Genomic DNA, 24,944 nt, shown 5'->3' on the forward strand with positions numbered 1-24,944 from the left:
GGAATCCTAGGGGCGAAAGCGGTGTGTCATCGAGCGGATGCACGTTTGATACGGAGATTGAGACCCCTTTTGGGTGGCTGACCGTCGGACGACTTGCCAAAGAGTTGGTCAAAGGCCTCAGAAGGCACCGGATCCGGTCTCGGTTCTAGTCGCCGAAGGGCCCTCGGCGCTACCCGTCCGGCGTCTTGCCACCCGAACGGGGGGCGCCGACCGCGGCACCCGCCTTGACGCCGTCCTTGCCCGCTCCCGGTGTCTCGAAGGACTCCAGCGCCTCCAGGACGTCCTGGACACGGGAGATCTCGGCGTTGATGTCCTCGCGCCGGCGCACCAGGATCTCCAGCTCGCGCTTGCCCTCCTCGACCGTGCGCTTCGCCTCGCGGATCGCCTCGGCCTTGAGCTCCTCGGCCTCCCGGATCAGCGTGGCCTTCTTCTGCTCGGCCTCCTTGAGGAGCCCCTCCGCCTTCTTGACGGCGGCGATCCGCACCTTGCCGGCCTCGGAGTTCGCCTCCGACACCAGCTCCTTGGCCTTCGCCTGGGCCTTCTGCAACTGCTCCTCGGAGGCCTTGATCAGCGCGTCGCAGCGGTCGCCGGTCGACTTCATCGTCTCGGCGGCCTCGCGGCGGGCCCGCTCGTGCAGCTCCTCGATCTCGCCCGTGATGCGCTCGCGCAGCTCCTCCGCCCGCTCCCTGATCGCGGTGGCGTCCCGGCGCGCGCCGACGAGCAGCTCGTCCGCGTCGGTACGGGCCTTCTCCACCCGCGCGTTGCCCTCGACCGTCGCCTCGGACACCAGCCGGTCGGCCTCGGTGCGGGCCGCGCCCACCATGGTGTCGGCCTGCGCCTCCGCGTCCGCGGTGGTCTTCTGCGCCTGCTGCTGCGCCTCGGTGAGCAGCTTGTCGGCCTCGGCGGTGGTCTCCGAGATGAGCGTGTCGACCTGCTCGGCCGCCTCGGAGCGCCGCTTGTTGGCCGCCTTGCGGGCCTCGTCGAGAGTGCGCTCGGCCTCCTCGCGCGCGGAGTTGACGAGCCGTTCGGCCTCCTGGGCCGCCTCCGTCCGGACCTGCTCGGACTCGCCGCGGATGCGCTCGGCGTGCCGCTGGGCCGCCCCGACCGTCTCGGCGGCCTCGGCCCGCAGCCGCTCCGCCTCACCGGTGGCCTCGCCGACCAGCTGCTCGGCCTGGGCGCGTGCCTCGGACCTGACCCGCTCGGCCTCCGCGACCGTCTCGGAGCGCAGCCGCTCCGCCTCGGCGACGGTGTCCTGGCGCAGCCGGTCGGTGTCCTGGAGGGTCTCGGTGGTGAGCCGCTCGGCCTCGTTGCGCGCCTCGGTGATGAGGGTGTCGGCCTGCGTCGCCGCGTCCGAGCGGATGCGGTTGGCGTCCTCGCGGGCGTCCGCCCGGGTGCGCGCGGCGGCCTGGTCGGCCTCGGCGATGGTGTCCGACGCCTGCGTCCGTACCCGCTGGGCGTGCTCGGCCGCGTCGGAGCGCAGCCGCTCCGACTCCGCGATCGCCTCCGACACCGTGCGCTCCGCGAGCGCCTTGGCGGCCTCGGTCTCCTCGCTCGCCTCCCGCCGTACGCGGGAGGCGTCCTCACTGGCCCGCTCGCGCTCGGCGTAGGCGTCGGCGCGGACCCGGTCCGCCTCCTCCTGGGCCTCCCGGCGCATCCGGTCCGCCACGTGCTCGGCGGCGCTGCGCAGCCCGGCGATCTCCTCCTGGGCCTGCTCGTGCAGCCCGGCGACCGAGTCCCGTACCTGCTGGGCGTGCTGTTCGGCGGCCGACACCATCTCGGTGGCCCGCCGGTCCGCCTCCTCGACCAGGCGTACCGCCTCGGCCTGCGCGTCCTCCACGCGCCTGCGCGCCGACGCCAGCAGTTCCTCGCTCTGCTCGCGGGCCCGCTCACGCTCCTGGTCGGCCTCCTGGCGGGCCGCGCCAAGGTACTCCTCGGCCTCGCGGCGGCGCCGGTTGGCCTCCTCCTGGGCGGCGGCCAGCGTCTCCGTGGCCTCCGTCGCCAGCCGCTCGGCGGCGGCCTGCGCCTCGGCCCGTACCCGGTCGGCGCTGTCCTGCGCCTCCGACTTCAGCCGCTCGGCCTCGGCCGCCGCCTCCGACCGCAGGCGTACGGCGATGGCCTCGCCCTCCGCGCGGGACGCGGACGCGTCCGAGGCGGCCTCGTCGCGCAGCCGCTCCGCCTCGGTCTCGGCCTGCTGCTGGAGCGTACGGATCCGCTCGGCGGCCTCGGTGCGCAGCCGGTCGCTCTCCTCGGCGGCCTCGCGGCGGATCCGGGTGGCCTCCTCGCGGGCCTCGCTGAGCGCCTGCTCGGCGGCGGCGAGCCGTTCCTCGGCCTGCGTGTGCAGCCGGGTCAGTTCCTCGGCGGCCTCCGCGCGGCGGGCCTCCATGGCCCGCTCGGTCTCCTCGCGCAGCTCGACCGCGGACCGCTCGGCGGCGGCGGTGATCTCCTCGGACAGTTCGACGGCCTCGGCGCGCTGCCGCTCGGCCTCGTTGCGGGTGCGCTCCAGGGTCTCCTCGGCCTGCCGGCGCAGCGTCGTCGCCCGCTCGATGGCCTCGGTGCGGACCTTCTCGCTGTCCGTGGTGGCCTTCTGGCGCAGCTCGTCCGCGCCCTGCCTGGCCTTCGACAGCAGTTCCTCGGCGGTCTTGGCCGCCTCCTCGATCTGCTGGACGGCCTCCCTGCGGGCCTCCGCGCGGAGCTTCTCGCCCTCGGCGACCGCGTCGGAGCGCAGCTGCTCGGCCTCGCCGCGCAGCCGGCGGGCCTCCTCCTGCAGCTCGACCGTCTTGGCGCGGTACTCCTTGGTGTCGTCCTTCGCGGCGCCCTTGAGCTGCTCGGCGATGTCGTGCGCCTCGGCGCGCAGCCGGTCCGCCTCGGTCTCCGCCTCCCGGCGGATCCGCTCGGCCTCCTCGGAGGCCGCCTTGGTGGTGTTACGGGCGTCCTCCTGGGCCTTGTTGAGGACGTCCTCCGCGGTCTTGGCCGCCTTGGACAGCTGGGTCGCGCTCTCCTCGGCGGTGAGCGTGCGGGCCTTCTCGGCGGCCTCGGCCAGCAGCTTCTCGGCCTCGGCACGGGCGTCCGCGACGAGCTGCTCGGCGTCCGCCTTGGTGGCCTCGGCCTCCTTGGTGGCCTCGGTGACCAGCCGGGCGACCTGCTCCTTCGCCGTACGGGTGCGCTGCTCGTTGGCGGACTCCGCGCCGGCGAGCGCCTTCTCCGCGGCCGTCTTGGCCTCGGCGACCAGCTTCTCCGCCTCGGCGCGCGCCTCCCGCAGGGCCGTGTCGGCCTCCTGGATGCGCTGCTCGGCGGTGCGGCTCAGCTCCAGCGCCTCACGGCGGGCCGCCTCCGACTCGGTGGTGGTGGAGGTACGCAGCTGTTCGGCGTGCTCGGTGGCCTCCTGGGCCTGCGTGGAGGCGGCGTTCAGCAGCCGTTCGGCGTCCGTGCGGGCGCGGCGCAGCAGCTGCTCGGCCTCGGCACGGGCCGACTCCGCCTCGCTCTGCAGCCGCTGGCGGGCCTCGGCGGTCACCCGCTCGGCCTCCGCCCGGGCCGCCGCCATGGCCTGTTCGGCCTCGGCGCGGGACTCGTCGAGGAGCCGGCGGGCCTGCTGCTCCGTCCGGGCGCGCAGCTGCTCCGCCCAGGCCACGTTCTCGTTGACGTGCGACTCGACGGTCTGCCGGCGCTCCGCCAGCTCCTGGTCCAGCTGCTGGCGGCGGGTGACCGCCTCCTGGTGCAGCTCCGCCTGGAGACGGGCGGCCTGCTCGGCGTGCTCCTGGAGGATGCGCTGGGTCTGCGCCCGGGCCTGGCTCAGCTCGCGCTCGGCCTCCTGGCGCAGCTGGTCGGCCTGCATCTGGGCGTTGCGCAGCAGCTGCTCGGCCTGGTAGCCGAGGTCGCCGCCGTCGAAGCTGGGCCGGGACATGATGGTGCGCCGCGCCTCGTGCAACTTGGCGCGCAGCACCTCGACCTGGTAGCCGAGGTCCTCGGCGTGCTGGATCGCCTTTTCCCGCTCGGTCTTCAGCCGCTTCATCTCGGCTTCGAAACGAGTGAGGTGATCGACGTCAGCCGCCGGTTCCCGCTCCTGGCTCTCGTAGCCCCGCACTGCGCGGTCCCATCCGTCCCCTGGTCGCAAGTCTCTCCGTACGAGCCCTGTCCGTCCGCCGGACGGGGCTCCCGGGGAATGGTGTCAGATCAACGGCGGAGCATGGGCTGCTGCCCCGACGCTCGTCCCCCGAAACCCGGACCCCGGCCAGGTCCCGCCGTCACGACAGGACCCTGGTCGCCCTGGTTGGGAGCGGCGACCGCCCCCAACCCTACCGGCCCATATGTACGAGGGTCAGTGCTCAGGTGACTCAACAGGCGCGGATGTGACCAGTTCTGTCAGTACGCCGTGGCAATCCTTTGGATGCAGGAACGTGATCCGTGACCCCATGGAGCCGCGTCGCGGCTCTTCGTACAGAACCCGTACGCCCTTCTCCTTGATGTCGGCGGCCTCGGCGTCCACGTCCGCCGTACCGAAGGCGATGTGGTGGACGCCCTCCCCGTTCTTCGCGAGCCACTTCGCGACGGTGGAGTCCTCCCGCGTCGGCTCCAGGAGCTGCAGGTAGGAAGCCCCGCCGTCGGACGTATCGTTGATCTTGAGCATGGCCTCGCGCACGCCCTGCTCCTCGTTGACCTCGGAGTGGAACACCTCGAAGCCGTACGTGGCCCGGTAGAACTCGACGGTCGCGTCGAGGTCGTGGCAGGCGATCCCGATGTGGTCGATTCGCGTCAGCATGGTGCTAGTGCAACTCTCCCCGGGTGGTTACGCAACGTGCGCGCGATCACACCGGCAGCCGGATGACGGCGTCACTACCGCTCAGTACATTCGAAGTAAACCCTCGTTCACTCCTCGGCCTGTGCAGGCCGGTAAGGGGATCGCACCTCATGACTGGATCGAACAGCACGACCTCGGTGATCGTCGCGGGCGCCCGCACGCCCATGGGACGGTTGCTGGGCTCGCTCAAGTCCTTCTCCGGAGCCGACCTGGGCGGCTTCGCGATCAAGGCCGCCCTCGACCGTGCGGGGATCGGTGGCGACCAGGTGCAGTACGTGATCATGGGCCAGGTGCTCCAGGCCGGGGCGGGGCAGATCCCGGCACGCCAGGCCGCGGTCAAGGCCGGCATCCCGATGAGCGTCCCGGCGCTCACCGTCAACAAGGTGTGCCTGTCCGGCCTCGACGCCATCGCGCTGGCCGACCAGTTGATCCGCGCGGGTGAATTCGACGTGATCGTCGCGGGCGGCCAGGAGTCCATGACCAACGCCCCGCACCTGCTCCCGAAGTCCCGTGAGGGCTTCAAGTACGGCGCGATCGAGATGCTCGACGCCATGGCGTACGACGGCCTCACCGACGCCTTCGAGAACATCGCCATGGGCGAGTCCACGGAGAAGCACAACACCCGCCTCGGCATCCAGCGCCCCGAGCAGGACGAGTTCGCCGCCCTGTCCCACCAGCGTGCCGCCGCCGCCCAGAAGAACGGCCTGTTCGACGCCGAGATCACCCCGGTGGAGATCCCGCAGCGCAAGGGCGACCCGGTCGTCTTCGGCAAGGACGAGGGCATCCGCGCCGAGACCACGGCCGAGTCCCTGGGCAAGCTGCGCCCGGCGTTCACCAAGGACGGCACGATCACGGCGGGCTCGGCCTCGCAGATCTCCGACGGTGCCGCCGCGGTCGTCGTGATGAGCAAGGCGAAGGCGCAGGAGCTCGGCCTGGAGTGGATCGCGGAGATCGGCGCCCACGGCAATGTGGCGGGCCCGGACAACTCTCTGCAGTCCCAGCCGTCGAACGCCATCGCGCACGCCCTGAAGAAGGAGGGCCTGGAGGTCTCCGACCTCGACCTGATCGAGATCAACGAGGCCTTCGCGGCGGTCGCGGTGCAGTCAATGAAGGACCTCGGGGTGTCCACCGAACGGGTGAATGTCAACGGTGGTGCCATCGCTCTCGGCCACCCGATCGGCATGTCCGGCGCCCGTCTCGTCCTGCACCTGGCGCTGGAGCTCCAGCGACGCGGCGGCGGCGTGGGCGCGGCGGCGCTGTGCGGTGGCGGCGGTCAGGGTGACGCGCTGATCGTGCGGGTACCGAAGGCCTGAGACCTTCTCGTGCCCCTGGTGCCTCTCGTGTTCGTCTCACTGATCTGAACGGAGCTGTGATGCAGGACGTCTCCTCACTGGTCGCCCAGGCCAGGGAAGGCCGGCCCCGGGCCGTGGCACGGCTGATCTCCCTGGTGGAGGGGGCGTCCCCACAGCTCAGGGAGGTCATGGCGACACTGGCCCCACTGACCGGCGGGGCGTACGTGGTGGGGCTGACGGGTTCGCCGGGCGTGGGCAAGTCCACCTCGACCTCCGCCCTGGTGACCGCGTACCGCAAGCAGGGCAAGCGGGTCGGCGTCCTGGCCGTCGACCCGTCCTCCCCGTTCTCCGGCGGCGCGCTCCTGGGCGACCGGGTCCGCATGTCCGAGCACGTGTCCGACCCGGGCGTCTACATCCGCTCCATGGCCACCCGCGGCCACCTGGGCGGCCTGGCCTGGGCCGCGCCGCAGGCGATCCGTGTCCTGGACGCGGCGGGCTGCGACGTGATCCTGGTGGAAACGGTCGGCGTGGGCCAGTCGGAGGTCGAGATCGCCTCGCAGGCGGACACCAGCGTGGTCCTGCTGGCCCCGGGCATGGGCGACGGCATCCAGGCCGCCAAGGCGGGGATCCTGGAGATCGGCGACGTGTACGTCGTCAACAAGGCCGACCGCGACGGCGCCGACGCGACCGCCCGCGAGCTCAACCACATGCTCGGCCTCGGCGAGTCCCGCGGCCCCGGCGACTGGCGCCCGCCCATCGTCAAGACGGTCGCCGCGCGGGGCGAGGGCATCGAGGAGGTCGTCGAGGCGCTGGAGAAGCACCGGGCGTGGATGGAGGAGCGGGGGGTCCTGGCGGAACGCCGCAAGGCCCGCGCTGCCCGCGAGGTGGAGACGATCGCGGTCACGGCCCTGCGCGAGCGGATAGCGGACCTGCACGGCGACCGGCGCCTGAGCGCGCTGGCGGAGCGGATCGTCGCGGGCGAGCTGGACCCGTACCGGGCGGCGGACGAGCTGGTGGCGGGGCTGACGGAGGGGTCCGCCTAGGCGCCGGGTGACCGGGGGCCGGCCAGAGGCGTGGTGGTCGACTCCGGGACCCGCTGGTACGTCGACCGGCATGTTCCTCCTCTTTGCGTAGGGGCCGTCCAGGCCCGCGACGGACAGGCGGCAGTCGGCCGCCGGTCGTCGCGGAGATCCGGTGTCCCCTCGTCGCCCCCGGTTGAGGAACCTCTCGCATGTCCGTGCCCTCTTCGCGGCCCTTCGGTGCCGCGCGGCCCTCCGTAGCCCCCTGAGGTCCCTCAGGGGGCTACGGACGGTCGGGACGGCGTCAGTCGTCGTCCGAGTGGTCCGCGGTGACCTTGCCGGTCTTCAGGTCGACCAGCCAGTCCTGCTCCGCCCCGTTGGACGCGCGGGTCTCCGCCTCCCAGGCCTTGGACTGGCCGTCCTCGTCCAGGTCCACCGACGTCACCTTGCCCTTGGCGGCGGCGGCCTTCGCGGCCTCCGTCGCCGACGTGGACGCGCCCTTCAGGGCGGCCCGCACCTGGGCGGTGTCGTCCTCGTGCTCGGCGTGGGAGGAGAGGACCTTTCCGGTGCCGGGGTCGATCCGGACGCTGTGCCAGGCGTTGTTCTTGGCGAGTACGTCGACCTCCCAGGCCACGGACCCGTCGTCATCGTCGTCGAGGTCGGCGGAGACGGCGGTGCCCGGCGTCTGCCGCAGGGCGGCGGAGATCGCGTCGGCGGCCGTCACCTTGGCGGACGCCGCCTGCCTGGCGTCGTCGTCCTGTCCGTCGTCGTCCCCGTCGTTCAGTCCGTCGTCGTCCTGCCGTACGCCACTGTCCCGCGCGTCGTCGTCCGCCGTCCGCACGTTCGACGCCCGCGTGGCCGCGGCCCCGTCGTCGCCGGAGACCGCCAGGGCCGTGGCCGTACCGCTTCCGACCAGGGCCGCGGCGGCGACGGTGGCGATGACGATGTTGCGCTTCATGAGGGATTCCTCCCGAGTTGGTCGTCTTGTTGCGTTCCGACGAGAACCAACCTCTCTGACGGGCCCTGAAGCCCGCCTGAAGCCCCCTGAAGTGATCTTCAGCTTCCCTTTGCGAACCTTTAAGGCATGCGCCCGCCCGTCACCCACCACCACCCTGCTCGAGACGCTTCGCGTCGCCCCTTTCGATTCTTGATCGTGGAGGACGAGAAGCGGCTGGCCCTGTCGCTCGCCAAGGGCCTGACCGCCGAGGGGTACGCCGTGGACGTCGTCCATGACGGACGGGAGGGCCTGCACCGGGCCACCGAGGGGACGTACGACCTCGTGATCCTCGACATCATGCTGCCCGGCCTCAACGGCTACCGCGTCTGCGCCGCCCTGCGCGCCGCCGGGCACGAGGTGCCGATCCTGATGCTCACCGCCAAGGACGGCGAGTACGACGAGGCGGAGGGCCTCGACACGGGCGCCGACGACTACCTCACCAAGCCGTTCTCGTACGTCGTCCTCGTCGCCCGGGTCAAAGCCCTGCTGCGTCGCGGCGGGCAAGGCGGCGCCGGGACGTCGCCCGTGCGCGTCCACGGCGATCTCAAGGTCGACACCGCCGCCCACCGGGTGTTCCTCGCCGGGGACGAGGTGACCCTCACCGCGAAGGAGTTCGCCGTACTGGAGCAGCTGGTGCGGCGGCCCGGCGAGGTGGTGTCCAAAGCCGAGATCCTGGAGCACGTCTGGGACTTCGCGTACGAAGGGGATCCCAACATCGTCGAGGTGTACGTCAGCACCCTCAGGCGCAAGCTGCGTGCCGGGCTCATCCGGACGGTCCGCGGCGCCGGCTACCGGCTGGAGGCGCAGCAGCCATGAGACGCCTGCTCGGTTCCGTACGGGCCCGGGCGACCCTGGCCGCCTCCCTCGTCGTCGCGGTGGCGCTGGTCGCCGCCGGGGCGGCCGTGCTGCTGTCCCTGCGCTCCAACCTGATCGGCCATGCCGGTACGGACGCGGAACAGGCCGCGCGGACGGTCGCCTCCGAGCTGGCCCTGGGGAAGAGGGCAGACCGGTTGTCCCCGGACGGCGACGACGGTCCTGTGCAGGTCGTCGACGAGAACGGCACGCTGCTCGCCGTCAGCGAGCACCTGGAGCGGATCGACGGTACGGGCACGTCGGACGTACGGCCGCAGAAGCCGAAAGCTACGGATGCCGGCGACGAGGACGACGACTCCGACGACGACGGTGACGCCCTGGAACCCGGCGAGATCGACGACTCCACCACGTTCCGCAACGGCTCCGCGACCATCGACCAGGACACCGCCGACTACCGCTTCGCCGCCGTCAAGGTGGAGACCGACCAGCAGGGCACGCTCACCGTCTACGCGGGCGCCCCGCTCTCCGCCGAACAGGGCGCCGTGAGCACCGCGCTGACGGTCATGCTGATCGGCTTCCCGCTGCTGCTCGCCGTCGTCGCCACCGTGACCTGGCTGGTCACCCGGCGTGCCCTGCGACCGGTCGAGGGCATCCGGGGCCAGATGGCCGCGATCACCGCCTCCGAGGACCTCGCGCGCCGCGTCCCGGTCCCGGACACGCACGACGAGGTGGCCCGCCTCGCCCGCACCACCAACGAGACGCTGGCCGCGCTGGAGGCCTCCGTGGAGCGCCAGCGCCGGTTCGTCGCCGACGCCTCCCACGAGCTGCGCAGCCCGATCGCCAGCCTCCGCACCCAGCTCGAAGTGGGCGCCGCCCACCCGGAGTTGCTGGACGTGGCGGGAGCGGTCGAGGACACCGTACGGCTGCAGCGCCTCGCCGCCGACCTGCTGCTGCTCGCCCGGCTGGACGCGGGGGAGAAGCCGGCGGCCGCGGCGCGGTTCGACCTCGCCGCGCTGGCGCGGGAGGAGGCCGACAGGCGGCCGGGCGTGAGTGTGGAGGCGGCCGGGGCCGTCGAGGTGGCAGGGTCGCCGGGGCAGCTGGGGCGGTTGCTCACCAACCTGCTCGACAACGCGGGGCGCCATGCCCGGTCGGCCGTTCGGGTGAGGGTGCGGCGGGCGGGGGAGTGGGTCGTGGCGGAGGTCGCCGACGACGGGGACGGGGTGCCCGAGGCGGACCGGGAACGGATATTCGAGCGGTTCGTCCGGCTCGACGACGCCCGCAGCCGGGACGACGGAGGCGCCGGGCTCGGCCTCGCCATCGCCCGGGACGTCGCCGTACGGCACGGCGGCACACTCACGGTGCGTGACGCGCCGGCAGGCGGAGCCCTGTTCGAGCTCCGCCTGCCGATCAGCTAGCGCACGTCGGGGTCACGGGCGTCCCCGCTGCCCGCGGAGGTGTTCCGCGATGGGCTTCAGGGCCTTGTCGAGTTCCGTCATGGCCTCGGGGTCCAGCAGATCGATGAAGTGCCGCCGCACGGACGCCACATGATGGGGCGCGACCTTCTTCATCGTCTCCATGCCGTGCTCGGTGAGGACCGCGTACAGACCCCGGCGGTCCGACTCGCAGTTCTCGCGCCGGACGAGATCCGCGTTCTCCATCCGCGTGATCTGGTGCGAGAGGCGGCTCTTGGACTGGAGGGTGGCCGACGCGAGGTCGCTCATCCGCATCCGTACGTCCTCCGACTCGGAGAGATTCACCAGGATCTCGTAGTCGTTCATTGTCAGGCCGAACGGCTGCAGGTCCTTCTCGAGTTGGTACGTCAACAGCCTGTTGACCTCCAGGTGGGTGCGCCAGGCGCACTGCTCCGCATCGGTCAGCCAGCGTGTGGCCGTCTCGGTCTCCATGAATGAAGTCTACCTAAAAGGTTGAAAGGCGAACTAGTGAGGGTGGTGTGACGTCGACGCGCACACGTTCGACGTCACACTCCGCAGACTACCGCTCACAGCCCGAAGCGACGCTGGAGGTCCCCCAGCTGTCCGGGAAGGCGCGGTACCCCCGGCTGCTGTCCCGGGCCCATCGGACCACCGCCCCCGCCGGGCACTCCGGCCTGCTGCGGAACCGCCCCCGTGGCCTGCTCGGCCATGAGCGTCTCCGACGACTGGAGCAGGACCGTGCCGGCCCCGACGAACTCGAACTGGTGCTCCTCCCCGGAGGCCCCACCGATGCCCGTCATCGCACGTAGACCGCCCATCAGGCCGGTCATGTACCCGTGGTCGTAGTGATGGCACGGCGAGGGGCAGTCGGCCCATCCGACAAGCGCTTGCGGGTCCACCCGGATCGGGGGCTCCATGAACACCACCGCCCCGTTGGACGCGGCCACGAACTTTCCGGTTCCGATGAGTGTCAGGAAACCCGGCACGATCGACTGCTTGAGGGCCAGACTTGGCTGAAAAGCGAGCAAGTTGCCCGAGCGAATGGTCAGGTTGCCGTTCTCGAGGTCGTAGGAGTTGACGTCGAAGGCCCGGTCGGCCAGCAGCATCTTGCCCGAGCCCTCCGCCACGACCCAGTCGGCGGCGTGCAGAGGCGAATGGAAGGACGTACGGACAAGGCGGTCCAGTCGGCCGTGCCCGATGCCGTTGAACTCCATCTGGCCGTAGTAGGCGATCATCTTCCCCTTCTGCAGGAACCACTGGCTCCCCTTGAGCTCCACGCAGAAGGTGTAGTTGTTGACGTTGTCGTCGACCGGCAGGGTCATGGGGTCGTAGACCGTCGGGCCGCCGCCCGGAGCCCCGTACATGCTCACAGCTTCTCCTCCGAGGCCTGGACGTACACCGCGCCGTTGCCGCTGAGCTCCAGTTGGAACGCCTCACCGGAGCCGCGGCCCACCATGTCCCGCCAGCCCAGCGCGGTGGACAGCTTGTTGCGTACGTCGCCGTGGTGGGCGACGTACGCCTGCGGGTCGACATGGACCGGGCGCTGCGGGGTGATCGGGACCTCGATGACCCCGCCGTGTGCCATCACCGCCACCGCGCCGTGTCCGCGCAGCGTGGTCGTGAACAGGCCCTGGCCGGTGACCTGGCCGCGGACCATGCCCATGACGCCGCCCTGGGAGCCCATGAACATCGTGCCCTGCTCCAGCGTGCCCTCGAAGGCGAGCAGCCGGTCCGCCTCCACGTAGAGCGTGTCGCCGGTCATGTTGATCACCTGGACGTGGTGGCCGCCGTGCCCGAACAGCACGGTGCCGCTGCCCTCGACGGTCATCAGCGGCGTCGCCTCGTTCGCCACCCGCCGCCCGAGCATCGACATGACGCCGCCCTGACCGCCCTGGATGTTGGGGGTGAAGGACACCTCGCCCTTGTAGGCGAGCATCGCGCCCCGCTGACTGAACAGCCGCTGCCCCGGCATGACGGTCGCCTCGACCATCTTGGAGTTGATCTCACGCAAGGCCATGTCACACGTCCCCCGCGATCGTGTTCCGCTCGCTCGGCTGGACGTACACCAGGCCGTCCCCCTCGAAGCGGATCTGGAAGGCCTCGCCGCCGCCCTCGCCCATGAACGTGCGGAACGTCACACCGGACTGGAAGGACTGGCGCAGGTTGCCCTGGTGGGCGATGTACGCGCCCGGGTCGACGGTCAGCGGATACTGCGCGCTGACCCGCAGCACGACCGCCGGCCCGTCCGACATGATCGCGGCCTGGCCGTGCCCCTCGATCGTCGTCGTGAACAGCCCGTTGCCCTGCGAGGCCCCGCGCACCCCCGTGAACGACGTGCCCGTCCGCAGGCCCGAGTCGGTCGCGAGCAGGTTGCTCGACTCCACGTAAAGCTTGTCGCCCTGGAGGGCGACGAGGTTGATCTCCGAGGCCCGGTCCGCGAACCAGCAGGTCCCGTGCCCCTTCACCTCCATCAGTGTCATCTGCTCGCCGGTGATCCGCCGGGTCACCATCCCCCGGATGCCCTCACCGCCGCCGCTGAGCTTCTTGAAGTCCATTTGACCGTCGTACGCGACCATCGAGCCGTTCTTCGCCTTCACGGCGTCCCCGGTCATGTCGACGGCGAGCACCTTGCTGCCTTGAAGTCGGAACATCGCCACGGAGCGAAGGTAGCCGTCGGGAGCCTCCGCGGACAGGGCCTGCAGGTGGAGGCGAACCCTGATCGCACCCCTAAGGGGTTCGTTGCTCGGTCCCCAGGGGGTCCTCACTCGTCTCCGGCAGCCGTTTGCCACAATGGGCGAACGTTTGTGCTCGCGTTCACAAGGCACCGACCGCAGACCGTCCGACGTCTCTCCCACCGAATCTCCCACCGAAGGTGACCCGTGGACATCAAGACCGCCACCGCCCTCCGCCGCCTCCGCCTGGTCTCCGCCCCCGAGGCCGTCTCCTTCCTCCTCCTGCTGGTCTGCTCGGTGCTCAAGCGCACCACGGACTTCAACGCGGTCCCCGTGATGGGCATGATCCACGGCGTCCTCTTCATCCTGTACGTGATCTTCTGGGCGGACGCCTGGAACCGCGCGAAGTGGCCGCTGAAGACCGGCGCCCTCTACTTCGTCCTGTCGGTGCTGCCCACCGGCGGCTTCTTCGCCGAGCGCAAGCTGCGCCGCGAGGCCGAGGACGCGGTGATCGCCTCCCGCGCCCGCCAGGCGAAGGAAGGGGTCGTCGGCGCATGATCGTCGCCTTCTCCGTGACGCCGCTGGGAGTCGGCGAGGACGTGGGGGAGTACGTCGCCGACGCCGTCCGCGTGGTCCGCGAGTCGGGCCTGCCCAACCGCACCGACGCGATGTTCACCTCGATCGAGGGCGAGTGGGACGAGGTCATGGACGTCGTCAAGCGCGCCGTGGCCGCCGTGGAGGCCCGGGCACCGCGCGTGTCCCTGGTCCTCAAGGCGGACATCCGCCCCGGGGTGACGGACGGTCTCACCTCCAAGGTGGAGACGGTGGAGACATATCTGGCGCGGCCGGCGGAGTAGAGCCGTGCCCGGCCGTTTCCCCCAGTGCCGGGGGCCGAAAGACGAGACGGGGCTGACCGGCATGTGACCGGCCGGTAAGGTCAAAGACGTGCCGAAGCCGCTCAGTCTTCCCTTCGATCCCATCGCGCGCGCCGACGAACTCTGGAAGCAGCGCTGGGGAAACGTGCCGTCCATGGCCGCGATCACCTCGATCATGCGCGCGCACCAGATCCTGCTCGCCGAGGTCGACGCGGTGGTCAAGCCGTACGGACTGACGTTCGCGCGCTACGAGGCGCTCGTGCTGCTCACCTTCTCCAAGGCCGGCGAGCTGACCATGTCCAAGATCGGCGAGCGGCTCATGGTGCACCCCACGTCCGTGACGAACACGGTCGACCGGCTGGTGAAGTCGGGTCTCGTGGCCCGGAAGCCCAACCCCAACGACGGCCGCGGCACCCTCGCCGTCATCACCGACAAGGGGCGCGAGGTCGTCGAGGCGGCCACCCGCGACCTGATGGCGATGGACTTCGGACTCGGGGTGTACGACGCCGAGGAGTGCGGCGAGATCTTCGCGATGCTCAGGCCGCTGCGGGTGTCGGCGCACGACTTCGCAGGGGACTGAACCGGGTCGCCGAGTCGGAGGGCTGACCGGGGCGCTGACCCGGGGCAAGATCTCCCGGAGTGCGTGGTTACGCTCGTACGCATGAAAAAGAGCGTGCTGACCCGCTACCGCGTCATGGCCTACGTCACCGGTGTGCTGCTGGTCCTGCTGACCCTCGGTGTGATCGCCAAGTACCTGCTCGACATGGACGGCGCCGACAGCTTCACCCGCGTCGTGGGCATCGCGCACGGCTGGCTGTACGTCGTCTACCTGGTCTTCGCCTTCGACCTGGGCTCGAAGGCGAAGTGGCCGGTCCAGAAGCAGATCTGGGTGCTGCTGGCGGGGACCATCCCCACGGCCGCCTTCTTCGTGGAGCGCAAGGTCACGCGTGAGCTGGAGGCGCGGATCGCCGAGGACGCGCCGGTGGCCGCCAAGGCGTAACCGGTGGGCGCGCAGGCGTAGCGCTGTCCGGCTCCACCGCCGTATTCGGATCCGGTCGTATTCCGCCGTACGGGGCACGTACGGCGGTGTGCCGTCGACAGTTACTAGGACGTCCTAGTAAATTTGAGGGCATGGACGCTGACGCGATCGAAGAGGGCCGCCGACGCTGGCAGGCCCGGTACGACGCCGCACGCAAGCGTGAGGCGGACTTCACCACGCTCTCCGGTGACCCGGTCGAGCCGGTGTACGGCCCACGCCCGGGCGACCGGTACGAGGGCTTCGAACGGATCGGGTGGCCGGGGGAGTACCCCTTCACCCGGGGTCTGTACGCGACCGGCTACCGGGGGCGTACCTGGACCATCCGGCAGTTCGCCGGGTTCGGCAACGCCGAGCAGACCAACGAGCGCTACAAGATGATCCTCGCCAACGGCGGGGGCGGACTGTCCGTGGCCTTCGACATGCCGACCCTCATGGGGCGCGACTCCGACGACCCGCGCTCGCTGGGCGAGGTCGGGCACTGCGGGGTCGCCATCGACTCGGCCGCCGACATGGAGGTCCTGTTCAAGGACATCCCGCTGGGCGAGGTGACCACGTCCATGACCATCAGCGGGCCGGCCGTGCCCGTCTTCTGCATGTACCTCGTCGCCGCCGAGCGGCAGGGCGTGGATCCGGGGGTGCTCAACGGGACCCTCCAGACCGACATCTTCAAGGAGTACATCGCGCAGAAGGAGTGGCTCTTCCAGCCGGAGCCCCATCTGCGCCTGATCGGCGACCTCATGGAGTACTGCGCCGGCGGCGTCCCCGCGTACAAGCCGCTGTCCGTCTCCGGCTACCACATCCGCGAGGCCGGCTCGACGGCCGCGCAGGAGCTGGCGTACACGCTCGCGGACGGCTTCGGATACGTGGAGCTGGGGCTCAGCCGCGGTCTCGACGTCGATGTCTTCGCCCCCGGCCTGTCCTTCTTCTTCGACGCGCACGTCGATTTCTTCGAGGAGATCGCCAAGTTCCGCGCGGCACGCAGGATCTGGGCGCGCTGGATGCGGGACGAGTACGGGGCGACGTCCGAGAAGGCGCAGTGGCTGCGCTTCCACACGCAGACGGCCGGTGTCTCCCTGACGGCCCAGCAGCCGTACAACAACGTCGTACGGACGGCCGTGGAGGCGCTCGCGGCGGTGCTCGGCGGCACCAACTCCCTGCACACCAACGCCCTGGACGAGACCCTCGCGCTGCCCTCCGAGCAGGCCGCGGAGATCGCGCTGCGCACCCAGCAGGTCCTGATGGAGGAGACCGGCGTCGCCAACGTGGCCGATCCGCTGGGCGGTTCCTGGTACGTCGAGCAGCTCACCGACCGGATCGAGGCGGACGCCGAGAACATCTTCGAGCAGATCAAGGAGCGGGGACTGCGGGCCCACCCGGACGGCCGGCACCCCATCGGCCCGATCACCTCCGGCATCCTGCGCGGCATCGAGGACGGCTGGTTCACGGGCGAGATCGCCGAGTCGGCCTTCCAGTACCAGCAGGCCCTGGAGAAGGGCGACAAGCGGGTGGTGGGGGTCAATGTCCACACCGGGTCCGTCACCGGCGACCTGGAGATCCTGCGGGTCAGCCACGAGGTCGAGCGGGAGCAGATCCGGGCGCTCGGCGCTCGCAAGGCCACGCGGGACGAAGGCGCGGTGCGCTCCGCGCTGGACGCGATGCTCGCCGCCGCGCGAGACGGTTCGAACATGATCGACCCGATGCTGGACGCCGTACGGGCCGAGGCGACGCTGGGGGAGATCTGCGGGGTGCTGCGGGACGAGTGGGGGGTGTATACGGAGCCGGCGGGGTTCTAGTGCCGCATCAGCGGAGGAGAGCTCGGACAGGTTCGGTCAAGAGCCCGATCCCTGTGCATCCCGTTGTGCATCCCGTTCAGAAAAGACGCTGGATGGCTGGGCGCGTCCCGCCTTACGGTGACGCCATGAGCAACCACTCTGAAGCGCCTGTCGCGGCCGTCGAGGCCTATGAACCCCCCTACTACGTGGCTGTCTTCACTACGGTGCGAACCCAGGACCAGAGCGGCTACAGCGAGACCAACGCACGCATGGAAGACCTGGTGAAGGACATCCCTGGGTTCCTGGGGATGGACCACGCGCAGACTCCTGGCGGGCTGGGCATCACCGTCGGGTACTTCCGCGACGCCGACGCCCTCACGCAGTGGCGGAGCAACGCCGAGCACCGCGCGGCGCAGAAGCGCGGGCGAGCCGAGTGGTACCAGAGCTACACGCTCCATGTGGCGAAGGTGGAGCGGAGCCACGGGTTCACGCGAGCGGAGCTCGCGCAGGGCCCGACAGCAGGCTGACCGGCCGAAGGCACCTCAGCGACCGTCCCGCCACGAGCTCGCATCCGAGCGGGGCATCGGCCGCGGCGCCGACACGCTGAGCCTGGCGGATTCCGGGGGGTGGACACCGCCTGGTGGCCCTGCCGCCACTGGTCGGCGAGGCCGTCAACGCCTGCCTGCGAAACGGTCCGTCGCCTTCTGGCGTGGCAATGCCGACCCTTGACCTGACGTCCGAGCAGGTGATCGAAGTGGACGGATGGCAGTACTTCGACGCGGTCGCGGAGCCGGTCACCGCTGCCGGGACGTCAGGCCAGGAAGGCAGGAACGCGGGCAGGCGGGGATGAACGTCAGGCCGTTGTCGACGCGGCCAGGCCGTTGAGCAGGAGTTCGGTGAAAGCCCGGGTCCATTCCGGGTCGACGGGCTCGGCGCTCACCAGGGCGCGGTGGACCACCGCGCCCGCGATCACGTCGAAGATGAGGTCCGCGGTGCGGGCGGCGGCGTCGGGGTCGTTCTCGGCCGGGAGTTCCCCGCGCTGCTGGGCACGGGCGCGGCCCTCCAGGACGAGCAGTTTCTGGCGGTCGACGATCGAGGAGCGGATGCGTGCCCGCAGCGCCTCGTCGGTCGTCGACTCGGCGATCAGGGCCATCAGCGCGGTCCTCGCCTCGGGGCGCTCGAGGAGTCCGGCGAAGCGGAGTACCACGCCCTCGATGTCGGCGGCCAGGGTGCCGCGGTCGGGCGGCAGACGCAGTTCGTCGAAGAGTTCCGCCACCGCGTCGACGACGAGTTCGTTCTTGCCGGCCCAGCGGCGGTACAGGGTCGTCTTCGCGACCCCCGCCCTCGTCGCCACGTCTCCCAGGGTGAGCTTCGACCAGCCGAGCTCCACCAGCGCCTGCCGGGTGGCCGCGAGGATCGCGGCGTCCGCGGCGGTGCTGCGCGGGCGTCCTGTGGCGCGCGGGGCGGGAGTGCGGCTCTGCATCCCCTGACCATAAACCGGCGGTAGGTGGGAATCCGTGAGGGAGATCACCGGGGGGTGCTGGCCGCGAGGCACCCAGTGCCATTACGCTACGACGCGTAGCGAAACCACAGGCGTGGCGCGGGGTGGGGACCCGGCGCCGAACACCACGCCGTACGACCGGCTTTCACCACGCTTTTCACACCTGCGCGCTGACGGGGGAGGATAGACGCATGCAGCCACGGAACATGTCCATGAGCGGAGTCGTCGACCTCGCCGCGGTGAAGGCGGCCCAGGAGGCCAAGGCGAAGGCGGAGCAGGCGCGAGCCCAGGCCGCACGGCAGGGCGGCGGTACCGGCGGTGTCCCGCCCGCCGATCTCGTCATCGACGTCGATGAAGCAGGGTTCGAGCGGGATGTCCTGCAGCGGTCCGCCGAGGTGCCCGTCGTCATCGACTTCTGGGCCGAGTGGTGTGAGCCCTGTAAGCAGCTGAGCCCGGTCCTGGAGCGGCTCGCCGTCGAGTACAACGGTCGCTTCCTGCTCGCCAAGATCGACGTCGACGCCAACCAGATGCTGATGCAGCAGTTCGGGATCCAGGGGATCCCGGCCGTCTTCGCCGTCGTCGCCGGGCAGGCCCTGCCGCTCTTCCAGGGAGCCGCCGGCGAGGCGCAGATCCGGCAGACCCTGGACCAGCTGGTGCAGGTCGCCGAGGAGCGCTTCGGTCTGACCGGCCTGGTGGTCGACCCGGACGCCGAGCCGGGCGGCGCGGGTGCCGACCAGTCCGCTGCCGAGGTGCCGGCCGGGCCCTACGACTCGCTCCTCGAAGCCGCCGTACGGGCCCTGGACGCGGGCGACTTCGGTGGTGCCGTCCAGGCGTACCGGAACGTACTGAACGACGACCCCGGCAACACGGAGGCCAAACTGGGTCTTGCCCAGGCCGAGTTGCTCCACCGGGTGCAGGGCCTGGACCCGCAGCAGGTGCGCAAGGAAGCGGCCGAGAAGCCGGCCGACCCGCAGGCGCAGATCGCCGCCGCCGACCTCGATCTGGTGGGCGGGCACGTGGAGGACGCCTTCGGGCGGCTCATCGACACCGTGCGCCGCACGGCGGGTGACGACCGGGACGCCGTACGCCTGCGGCTGCTTGAGCTGTTCGAGGTCGTCGGCGGCGACGATCCGCGGGTGGCGGCGGCGCGCAGGGCGCTGGCGCGGGCGCTGTTCTGACCGGGCCGACGGCCCCGTTCTGACCAGTCCGCGGCGGCGCGCAGGGCGCTGGCGCGGGCGCTGTTCTGACCGGGCCGACGGCCCCGTTCTGACCAGTCGTTAAACGTCACAGCATGTGATGCCCGAGTGAAAGATTGGCCGACAGACGACCACTGCGGCCGCGCTTTACCAAAACTTGGTAAACGCGGCCGCTGTTACTGCCAGTAAGCCAGGGCCGTTGTTCTGTCGGATTCTGTCCAGTGGTCAACGGTTTTGTGCAGCCCCTTGTTGCCACCCAGCGTTGCCGACCGAGACCGGTGGGTCGTTGTTCGGTTATCCGGCCGTTACTAGCGAGTAACGAACCCCCTTGTGTCAGCGGCGAGAATGGACCACGATCGGCGACGCTCGGTCCATTCCCGTACCCCGGCAGCCGGTTGGGTCGACGGGAACCCAGGGTCCCCACCGAGCAGAGCCGGCGGCAGTGGCGCCGGCTCTGGGACAGGGGGGTCTTCGCTCATCCGGCGAAGCCTGTCCAGCAGGGTTGTGCGTGATGCGTGTCAGGCGCGACCAGTGGTTGTCGCTCGGGGGTGATCGCCGGTGATTCGGGTGCGATTCGCGCCTCCGAGCGCGGGCGCTCTCCTTCCCGAGGACGTAGCACTTCTCCCATCCCTGCCCGGCTGAACCGTCGACTCGACAGGGGCAGCCAGGGCCAGGAGATGTACGTCCGAGAAGGAGGAAATATGGAGTCCCAGGTGCGTGGCGGGACAAGATGGAAGCGGTTCGCTGTGGTGATGGTGCCCAGCGTTGCCGCCACGGCGTGTATAGGTGTCGCTCTCGCGCAGGGCGCGCTCGCCGCGTCGTTCAGTGTGTCGGGCCAGGAGTTCAAGGTGAAGGCCGGCAAGCTCGTCGGCTACGACATGAATCAGTACGGCTCCATAGACTCGGGCAAGAGTCTTGAGGGCAAGGACGAGGCACACCCGGTGTCGGTTTCGGCGTTCGACCACGCCACCATCACCGACATGTGCCAGTCCGTGGTCACCCCGATTCCGTTCCTGAACAAGTCGGTCACCCTGAAGCTGACCGCGGGTGACAAGGGCACGGATGTAGTGGCCGACCAGATCTACATCGATGTCGCCCAACTCGACTCGACCCAGGCCGTGTTCGAGGGAATCGACATCGGCGTCCCCGCCGGGAGCGGCGGTGAGAAGACCCCGAAGCCCAAGAGCGGAGAGAAGGCCAACCCGTTCGGGTTCGCTCAGCAGGCCGACAAGGCCACGCTGACCGATGTGCAGCAGACGGCGTGGGCCACCACGGCCGGCACCTTCAAGCTCGCCAATCTCCACATGGGGCTGAGCTGGGGCAGCGGCAAGGGAATCGAGTGCTACTAGGCGCTCGGTGACGGGCGGGGGAGCCGTTACGGTCCCCCGCCCGCCACCCCTCCGCCCACGCCTTCACATCCCCCCACAATCTCCATCGCGTTACACCCTCACTAAGAGCAACGCCGCACCAGGGAGCTGTTTTCCATGAGCGCCGAGAGTCCTGCCGCGCCCGGTCAGTTCGCCCGCCGGAGGCAGCAGTTCCGCGCCTGGCGGGGCACCCGCCCGTTCTGGGCGGGGCTGTTCGTCATGATCAGCGGCTTTCCGATCATGTACTTCCCGTATGCGCACATCAAGCTCGGTGGCCTGACCGTCGCCATGGCCACCACGGCGGGCGCCGGATCCCTGATCATCGGCGTGCTGCTCGTCGTCCTCGGCATCACCCTCTGGTTCCAGAAGCACGTACGCACGTTCGCGGGTGTCGCGGCGATCCTGCTCGGCCTCGTGTCCTTGCCCGTCTCCAACTTCGGCGGCTTCATCGTCGGCTTCCTCTTCGCGCTGATCGGCGGGGCGATGGCCGTGGCGTGGGTGCCGGGCGTACCGCCCGCGGAGGAGCCGGCCAAGCAGGACATGACGGGTGAGGGCGGCGCGCCCGAGGCCACGGATTTCGACACCACGCTCCTGCGGCCCGTGAACCCGGTGGGCGAGCCGAACGATCTGTCAGGAACGAGCCCGGTCAACGGGGCGAACGGGAGGCACAGTGCCGGCTGACGAGGTGACCCACGGGGCTGACGTGGAAGCGTCCCGTGTGAGATCCGGGCCCCGCCACGCGGCACCGAAGAAGCCACTGTTCACCAGGTTCCACGTGCCCGCGGGCAAGGCGATAGCCCTGGCGGCGATGCCGACGGCGGTCCTCATGGGTATGGGCTTCACGCCGACGCTCGCGCTCGCCGACGACCATCCGACGTCCAAGTCCCTCACGGCGGACGAGTACAAGGCGTGCATGGCGGCGTTGGAGGACGGCGCCTCGGCGTCGGCCAGCCCGTCGCCGTCCGCGAGCGACGAGTCCAAGGACCCGTCCGCGGACGCCTCCAAGGACGACTCCTCCGGCTCCTCGGACAAGGGTGACGGCACGGCCGACCCCAAGCCGTCCGCATCCCCGGACGGTTCGGGTTCGTCGGATTCAGGTTCCGACGACAAGGCCGACCCCACGCCGACCCCCACAGCCGGAGGCTCCGCCTCGACGGGCAAGGACAGCGACGCCACCGCGTCCCCCTCGCCCTCCGAGACCGACAAGAACCTGCTGGACGACATCGGCGACGCGGTCACCGGTATCTTCACCGGCGGTTCCAAGGCGACCGAGAGCGGAAGCCCGACGCCGTCCGCCACCCCGTCCGCCTCGCAGAGCCCGACGGCGGGCTCCGGCGGCTCGGCGAGCACCGGCAAGGGCACGTCGGACGCCCTCAAGGACACCACCAAGAAGGTCACCGACACGGTGGACGGCACCGTGAAGGGTGCGACGGACACCGCCTCCAAGGCGGCCGAGGACGCCACCAAGGCCGTCGAGAAGGCCGCCCAGGACGCCAAGGACGCCGCCGGGAAGGCCACCTCGTCGCCCAGCCCGTCCGCAGGGGCCTCCACGGCCCCGGAGGACTGCCCGGCCGCCACAGAGGCCGACGGCGCCGTCGACAACGACGTCCTGCTGCCCGACGACCCGTGGTACCTCGACGCCAGCAAGCTGACGCTGAACGGGGCCGACTACAAGGGCGTCGTCGAGGTGCGGACCGCGAGCGGCAAGGTCAAGAAGGTGCTGAAGTACGTCATCTCCGACGGCACCGAGATAGTCGACCTGCACCAGACCGTCAAGGACAAGAGGTCCGGCAACACCTACCACGTGCAGGCGGCCAAGGGCTCGACGTCCAAGATCGAGAACGGCAAGACGGTGATGTACACAGAGAGCATCTCCGGGAACCTGCTCGGCCTCATTCCGCTCACCTTCACCCCGGACAACCCGCCGCCGCTCAACATCCCGCTCATCATCTTCACCAACGTGAAGGTCGTCCAGGCGGGCCAGTTCGGTGGCACGCTGACCATCCCCGGGATGCGCCAGTACATCACCGACTGAGCCTCACCACACGAACCATTCCGGGAGCCGCAACAGACTGTGCCCCGCCGGGAGTCACCCGGCGGGGCACAGTCCTGCCGGAGACGGCTACGGCCGCTGGAGCGCGTCCGCGGCGGCCCGCCTGATCTTCTTGGTCCGGCCCTGCTCGGAGATGACGCGCAGGACCTCCTTGTCCGGGGTCGCACGGACGGCTCTCAGCTGAAGCCAGTCGGACCAGCCGTCGATGCGTCCACCGACGGCCGCGACCGGCACGGCGCCCCGCTCCAGCGAGGCCAGGACCCCGAGTTCCCGTGCCCGGCGTGCCGGGAAGTCGCGCACGGAGGGCGGGAGGACCTCCACCCATCGCCGGCGCTCGTCCTCGGGAACCCGTTCCAGTACGTCGCCGACGACGCCCGAGGCCAGCGGACCGTCCCGTTCCAGGGAAACCGCCTCGAACAGCAGCGAAAGCGCGGCAGGGGTGTCCATCGCCGCACGGTAGAGCGACCAGCGCTCGTGCCCGTCGGTGAAGGAGGCCCCGGCTTCGTCGTGCCCGACCGCCTGGGCGAGTTGCCGCAGCAGCTCACCCAGAGCCGGGGAGGGATCAGCGGCCACGCGCCTTGAACCTCAATCCGAAGGCTGAGGGCGCCCCCTGTCCCAGGAGGCGCCCTCAGTGCCGTACAACAGCGGTCAGCGGCCGGTCAGTTGGCTCCGCCCAGGTGGTGCACCCGCAGCATGTTCGTCGTGCCCGCCACCCCGGGCGGTGAGCCCGCGGTGATGATGACGATGTCGCCGGGGTTGAAGCGCTTGGTCTTGGTGATCTCCTGGTCGACCAGGTCGACCATCGCGTCCGTGCTGTTGACGAACGGCACGACGTGCGACTCGACGCCCCAGCTGAGGGTGAGCTGGTTGCGGGTGCCCTCGTCGGTGGTGAAGGCGATGATCGGCTGGACCGCGCGGTAGCGCGAGAGGCGGCGGGCGGTGTCGCCGGACTGGGTGAAGGCGACCAGGCCGCGGCCGCCGAGGAAGTCGGCGATCTCGCAGGCGGCACGGGCGACCGAACCGCCCTGGGTGCGCGGCTTCTTGCCCGGGACCAGCGGCTGCAGGCCCTTGGACATCAGCTCCTGCTCGGCCGCGGTGACGATCTTCGACATCGTCTTGACGGTCTCGATCGGGTACGCGCCCACCGAGGACTCCGCCGACAGCATGACCGCGTCCGCGCCGTCCAGGATCGCGTTGGCGACGTCGGAGGCCTCGGCGCGGGTCGGACGGGAGTTGGTGATCATCGACTCCATCATCTGGGTCGCCACGATCACCGGCTTGGCGTTGCGCCGGCACAGCTCGATCAGGCGCTTCTGCACCATGGGGACCTTTTCGAGCGGGTACTCGACGGCCAGGTCGCCACGGGCGACCATCACGCCGTCGAACGCCATCACGACGTCCTCCATGTTCTCCACCGCCTGCGGCTTCTCCACCTTGGCGATGACGGGGACCCGGCGGCCCTCCTCGTCCATGATCTTGTGGACGTCGTCGACGTCCGAGGCGTCCCGGACGAAGGACAGGGCGACCAGGTCGCAGCCCATGCGCAGCGCGAAGCGCAGGTCGTCGACGTCCTTCTCGGACAGCGCCGGTACGTTCACGGCCGCGCCGGGCAGGTTGATGCCCTTGTGGTCGGAGACGACACCGCCCTCGATGACGATCGTCTTCACCTTGGGGCCCTCGACCTCGGTGACCTTCAGCTCGACGTTGCCGTCGTTGATGAGGATCTGGTCGCCCTTGGTCACGTCACCGGGCAGGCCCTTGTAGGTGGTGCCGCAGATCTGCTTGTCGCCGGGGACGTCCTCGGTGGTGATGACGAACTCGTCACCCCGCTCCAGCTCGACCGGGCCCTCGGCGAAGGTCTCCAGCCGGATCTTCGGGCCCTGCAGGTCGGCGAGGACCCCGATGGCCCGGCCGGTCTCCTTGGCGGCGGCACGGACGCGGTCGTACCGGCCCTGGTGCTCGGCGTGTGAGCCGTGGCTGAAGTTGAAGCGGGCCACATTCATGCCGGCCTCGATCAGCGACACGAGTTGTTCATGGGAGTCGACCGCGGGGCCGAGAGTACAGACGATTTTCGAACGGCGCATGGGGCGATCCTATCGGTTTGTTTCGCAACGGAATAT

25 protein-coding genes are annotated in these 24,944 nt (G+C 70.3%); 15 read left to right on the plus strand and 10 right to left on the minus strand.

Translation table 11 applies throughout. The features are described from left to right. Positions 1-169 precede the first annotated feature (169 nt). Positions 170-4,081 carry a polarized growth protein Scy gene (gene scy / locus ACIBK3_RS10270; RefSeq protein ID WP_399363818.1) on the minus strand — a complete coding sequence of 1,304 codons (3,912 nt, stop codon included), beginning with the start codon at positions 4,079-4,081 and terminating at the stop codon, positions 170-172. Positions 4,082-4,315: 234 nt separating this feature from the next. Next, positions 4,316-4,756 carry a methylmalonyl-CoA epimerase gene (gene mce / locus ACIBK3_RS10275; protein WP_030929201.1) on the minus strand — a complete coding sequence of 147 codons (441 nt, stop codon included), beginning with the start codon at positions 4,754-4,756 and terminating at the stop codon, positions 4,316-4,318. A 149-nt stretch (positions 4,757-4,905) separates the two neighbouring features. Between mce and ACIBK3_RS10280 the strand changes: the two genes are divergently transcribed. Then, a complete protein-coding gene (locus tag ACIBK3_RS10280) occupies positions 4,906-6,108 on the plus strand; it encodes an acetyl-CoA C-acetyltransferase (RefSeq protein ID WP_399363820.1) in 1,203 nt (400 codons plus the stop codon). 59 nt (positions 6,109-6,167) lie between these two features. After that, entirely contained in the window at positions 6,168-7,130 is a 963-nt protein-coding gene (gene meaB, locus ACIBK3_RS10285; protein ID WP_399363822.1) for a methylmalonyl Co-A mutase-associated GTPase MeaB, read from the plus strand. Between the two features lie 280 nt (positions 7,131-7,410). Here the strand turns inward: meaB and ACIBK3_RS10290 are convergent, their stop codons facing one another. Then, positions 7,411-8,064, minus strand: a complete 654-nt coding sequence (locus tag ACIBK3_RS10290; protein WP_399363824.1) for a PepSY domain-containing protein — start codon at positions 8,062-8,064, stop codon at positions 7,411-7,413. A gap of 126 nt (positions 8,065-8,190) precedes the next feature. On the opposite strand from ACIBK3_RS10290, the gene ACIBK3_RS10295 reads away from it, so the two are divergent. Further along, positions 8,191-8,919 carry a response regulator transcription factor gene (locus ACIBK3_RS10295; protein WP_399363826.1) on the plus strand — a complete coding sequence of 243 codons (729 nt, stop codon included), beginning with the start codon at positions 8,191-8,193 and terminating at the stop codon, positions 8,917-8,919. Next, the gene (locus tag ACIBK3_RS10300; RefSeq protein WP_399363828.1) at positions 8,916-10,331 is read left to right on the plus strand and encodes a sensor histidine kinase; all 1,416 of its coding nucleotides are present in this window, start codon (positions 8,916-8,918) and stop codon (positions 10,329-10,331) included. The genes ACIBK3_RS10295 and ACIBK3_RS10300 overlap by 4 nt, the downstream gene beginning before the upstream one ends. A 12-nt stretch (positions 10,332-10,343) precedes the next feature. Here ACIBK3_RS10300 and ACIBK3_RS10305 read toward each other — a convergent pair whose 3' ends face one another. From ACIBK3_RS10305 to ACIBK3_RS10320, 4 genes are all read right to left on the minus strand, one after another. Beyond that, entirely contained in the window at positions 10,344-10,820 is a 477-nt protein-coding gene (locus tag ACIBK3_RS10305; protein WP_399363830.1) for a MarR family winged helix-turn-helix transcriptional regulator, read from the minus strand. 95 nt (positions 10,821-10,915) lie between these two features. Then, the gene (locus tag ACIBK3_RS10310) at positions 10,916-11,713 is read right to left on the minus strand and encodes an AIM24 family protein (protein ID WP_399364006.1); all 798 of its coding nucleotides are present in this window, start codon (positions 11,711-11,713) and stop codon (positions 10,916-10,918) included. Between the two features lie 2 nt (positions 11,714-11,715). After that, positions 11,716-12,366 carry an AIM24 family protein gene (locus tag ACIBK3_RS10315; protein ID WP_399363832.1) on the minus strand — a complete coding sequence of 217 codons (651 nt, stop codon included), beginning with the start codon at positions 12,364-12,366 and terminating at the stop codon, positions 11,716-11,718. A gap of 1 nt (position 12,367) precedes the next feature. Continuing rightward, positions 12,368-13,000 carry an AIM24 family protein gene (locus ACIBK3_RS10320; RefSeq protein ID WP_388346224.1) on the minus strand — a complete coding sequence of 211 codons (633 nt, stop codon included), beginning with the start codon at positions 12,998-13,000 and terminating at the stop codon, positions 12,368-12,370. A 228-nt stretch (positions 13,001-13,228) separates the two neighbouring features. On the opposite strand from ACIBK3_RS10320, the gene ACIBK3_RS10325 reads away from it, so the two are divergent. The 7 genes from ACIBK3_RS10325 (at position 13,229) to ACIBK3_RS10355 (ending at position 17,557) form a co-directional block, all read left to right on the plus strand. Further along, positions 13,229-13,579, plus strand: coding sequence for a DUF3817 domain-containing protein (locus tag ACIBK3_RS10325; protein ID WP_399363834.1), 351 nt, complete (start codon positions 13,229-13,231; stop codon positions 13,577-13,579). Beyond that, entirely contained in the window at positions 13,576-13,878 is a 303-nt protein-coding gene (locus tag ACIBK3_RS10330; protein ID WP_399363836.1) for an MTH1187 family thiamine-binding protein, read from the plus strand. The genes ACIBK3_RS10325 and ACIBK3_RS10330 overlap by 4 nt, the downstream gene beginning before the upstream one ends. Positions 13,879-13,966: 88 nt before the next feature. After that, complete coding sequence (locus ACIBK3_RS10335; RefSeq protein WP_399363838.1) at positions 13,967-14,476, plus strand: MarR family winged helix-turn-helix transcriptional regulator; 510 nt, start codon at positions 13,967-13,969, stop codon at positions 14,474-14,476. An 81-nt stretch (positions 14,477-14,557) separates the two neighbouring features. Beyond that, a complete protein-coding gene (locus ACIBK3_RS10340) occupies positions 14,558-14,896 on the plus strand; it encodes a DUF3817 domain-containing protein (protein WP_399363840.1) in 339 nt (112 codons plus the stop codon). Between the two features lie 131 nt (positions 14,897-15,027). Beyond that, positions 15,028-16,728, plus strand: a complete 1,701-nt coding sequence (locus ACIBK3_RS10345) for a methylmalonyl-CoA mutase (RefSeq protein WP_399363842.1) — start codon at positions 15,028-15,030, stop codon at positions 16,726-16,728. A 125-nt stretch (positions 16,729-16,853) separates the two neighbouring features. Beyond that, positions 16,854-17,234, plus strand: coding sequence for an antibiotic biosynthesis monooxygenase family protein (locus tag ACIBK3_RS10350; RefSeq protein ID WP_399363844.1), 381 nt, complete (start codon positions 16,854-16,856; stop codon positions 17,232-17,234). Between the two features lie 182 nt (positions 17,235-17,416). After that, a complete protein-coding gene (locus ACIBK3_RS10355; RefSeq protein WP_399363846.1) occupies positions 17,417-17,557 on the plus strand; it encodes a hypothetical protein in 141 nt (46 codons plus the stop codon). 3 nt (positions 17,558-17,560) lie between these two features. On the opposite strand, the gene ACIBK3_RS10360 is transcribed toward ACIBK3_RS10355, so the two are convergent. Then, positions 17,561-18,190 (minus strand): TetR/AcrR family transcriptional regulator, encoded by a 630-nt coding sequence (locus ACIBK3_RS10360; RefSeq protein ID WP_399363848.1) that lies wholly within the window; start codon positions 18,188-18,190, stop codon positions 17,561-17,563. 209 nt (positions 18,191-18,399) lie between these two features. On the opposite strand from ACIBK3_RS10360, the gene ACIBK3_RS10365 reads away from it, so the two are divergent. From ACIBK3_RS10365 to ACIBK3_RS10380, 4 genes are all read left to right on the plus strand, one after another. Further along, positions 18,400-19,386, plus strand: coding sequence for a tetratricopeptide repeat protein (locus ACIBK3_RS10365; protein WP_399363850.1), 987 nt, complete (start codon positions 18,400-18,402; stop codon positions 19,384-19,386). 719 nt (positions 19,387-20,105) lie between these two features. Beyond that, entirely contained in the window at positions 20,106-20,753 is a 648-nt protein-coding gene (locus tag ACIBK3_RS10370) for a DUF6230 family protein (protein ID WP_399363852.1), read from the plus strand. Between the two features lie 135 nt (positions 20,754-20,888). After that, positions 20,889-21,452: a DUF6114 domain-containing protein gene (locus ACIBK3_RS10375; RefSeq protein ID WP_399363854.1), complete on the plus strand. Its 564-nt coding sequence runs from the start codon at positions 20,889-20,891 to the stop codon at positions 21,450-21,452. Further along, positions 21,442-22,806, plus strand: coding sequence for a hypothetical protein (locus ACIBK3_RS10380; RefSeq protein ID WP_399363856.1), 1,365 nt, complete (start codon positions 21,442-21,444; stop codon positions 22,804-22,806). The genes ACIBK3_RS10375 and ACIBK3_RS10380 overlap by 11 nt, the downstream gene beginning before the upstream one ends. 87 nt (positions 22,807-22,893) lie before the next feature. On the opposite strand, the gene ACIBK3_RS10385 is transcribed toward ACIBK3_RS10380, so the two are convergent. Beyond that, positions 22,894-23,397, minus strand: a complete 504-nt coding sequence (locus ACIBK3_RS10385; RefSeq protein WP_399363858.1) for a hypothetical protein — start codon at positions 23,395-23,397, stop codon at positions 22,894-22,896. 86 nt (positions 23,398-23,483) lie between these two features. Further along, a complete protein-coding gene (gene pyk / locus ACIBK3_RS10390; RefSeq protein ID WP_399363860.1) occupies positions 23,484-24,908 on the minus strand; it encodes a pyruvate kinase in 1,425 nt (474 codons plus the stop codon). Positions 24,909-24,944: the final 36 nt, after the last annotated feature.

The sequence above is a fragment of the Streptomyces sp. NPDC050287 genome (assembly GCF_044459385.1).
Classification (GTDB): Bacteria; Actinomycetota; Actinomycetes; order Streptomycetales; family Streptomycetaceae; genus Streptomyces.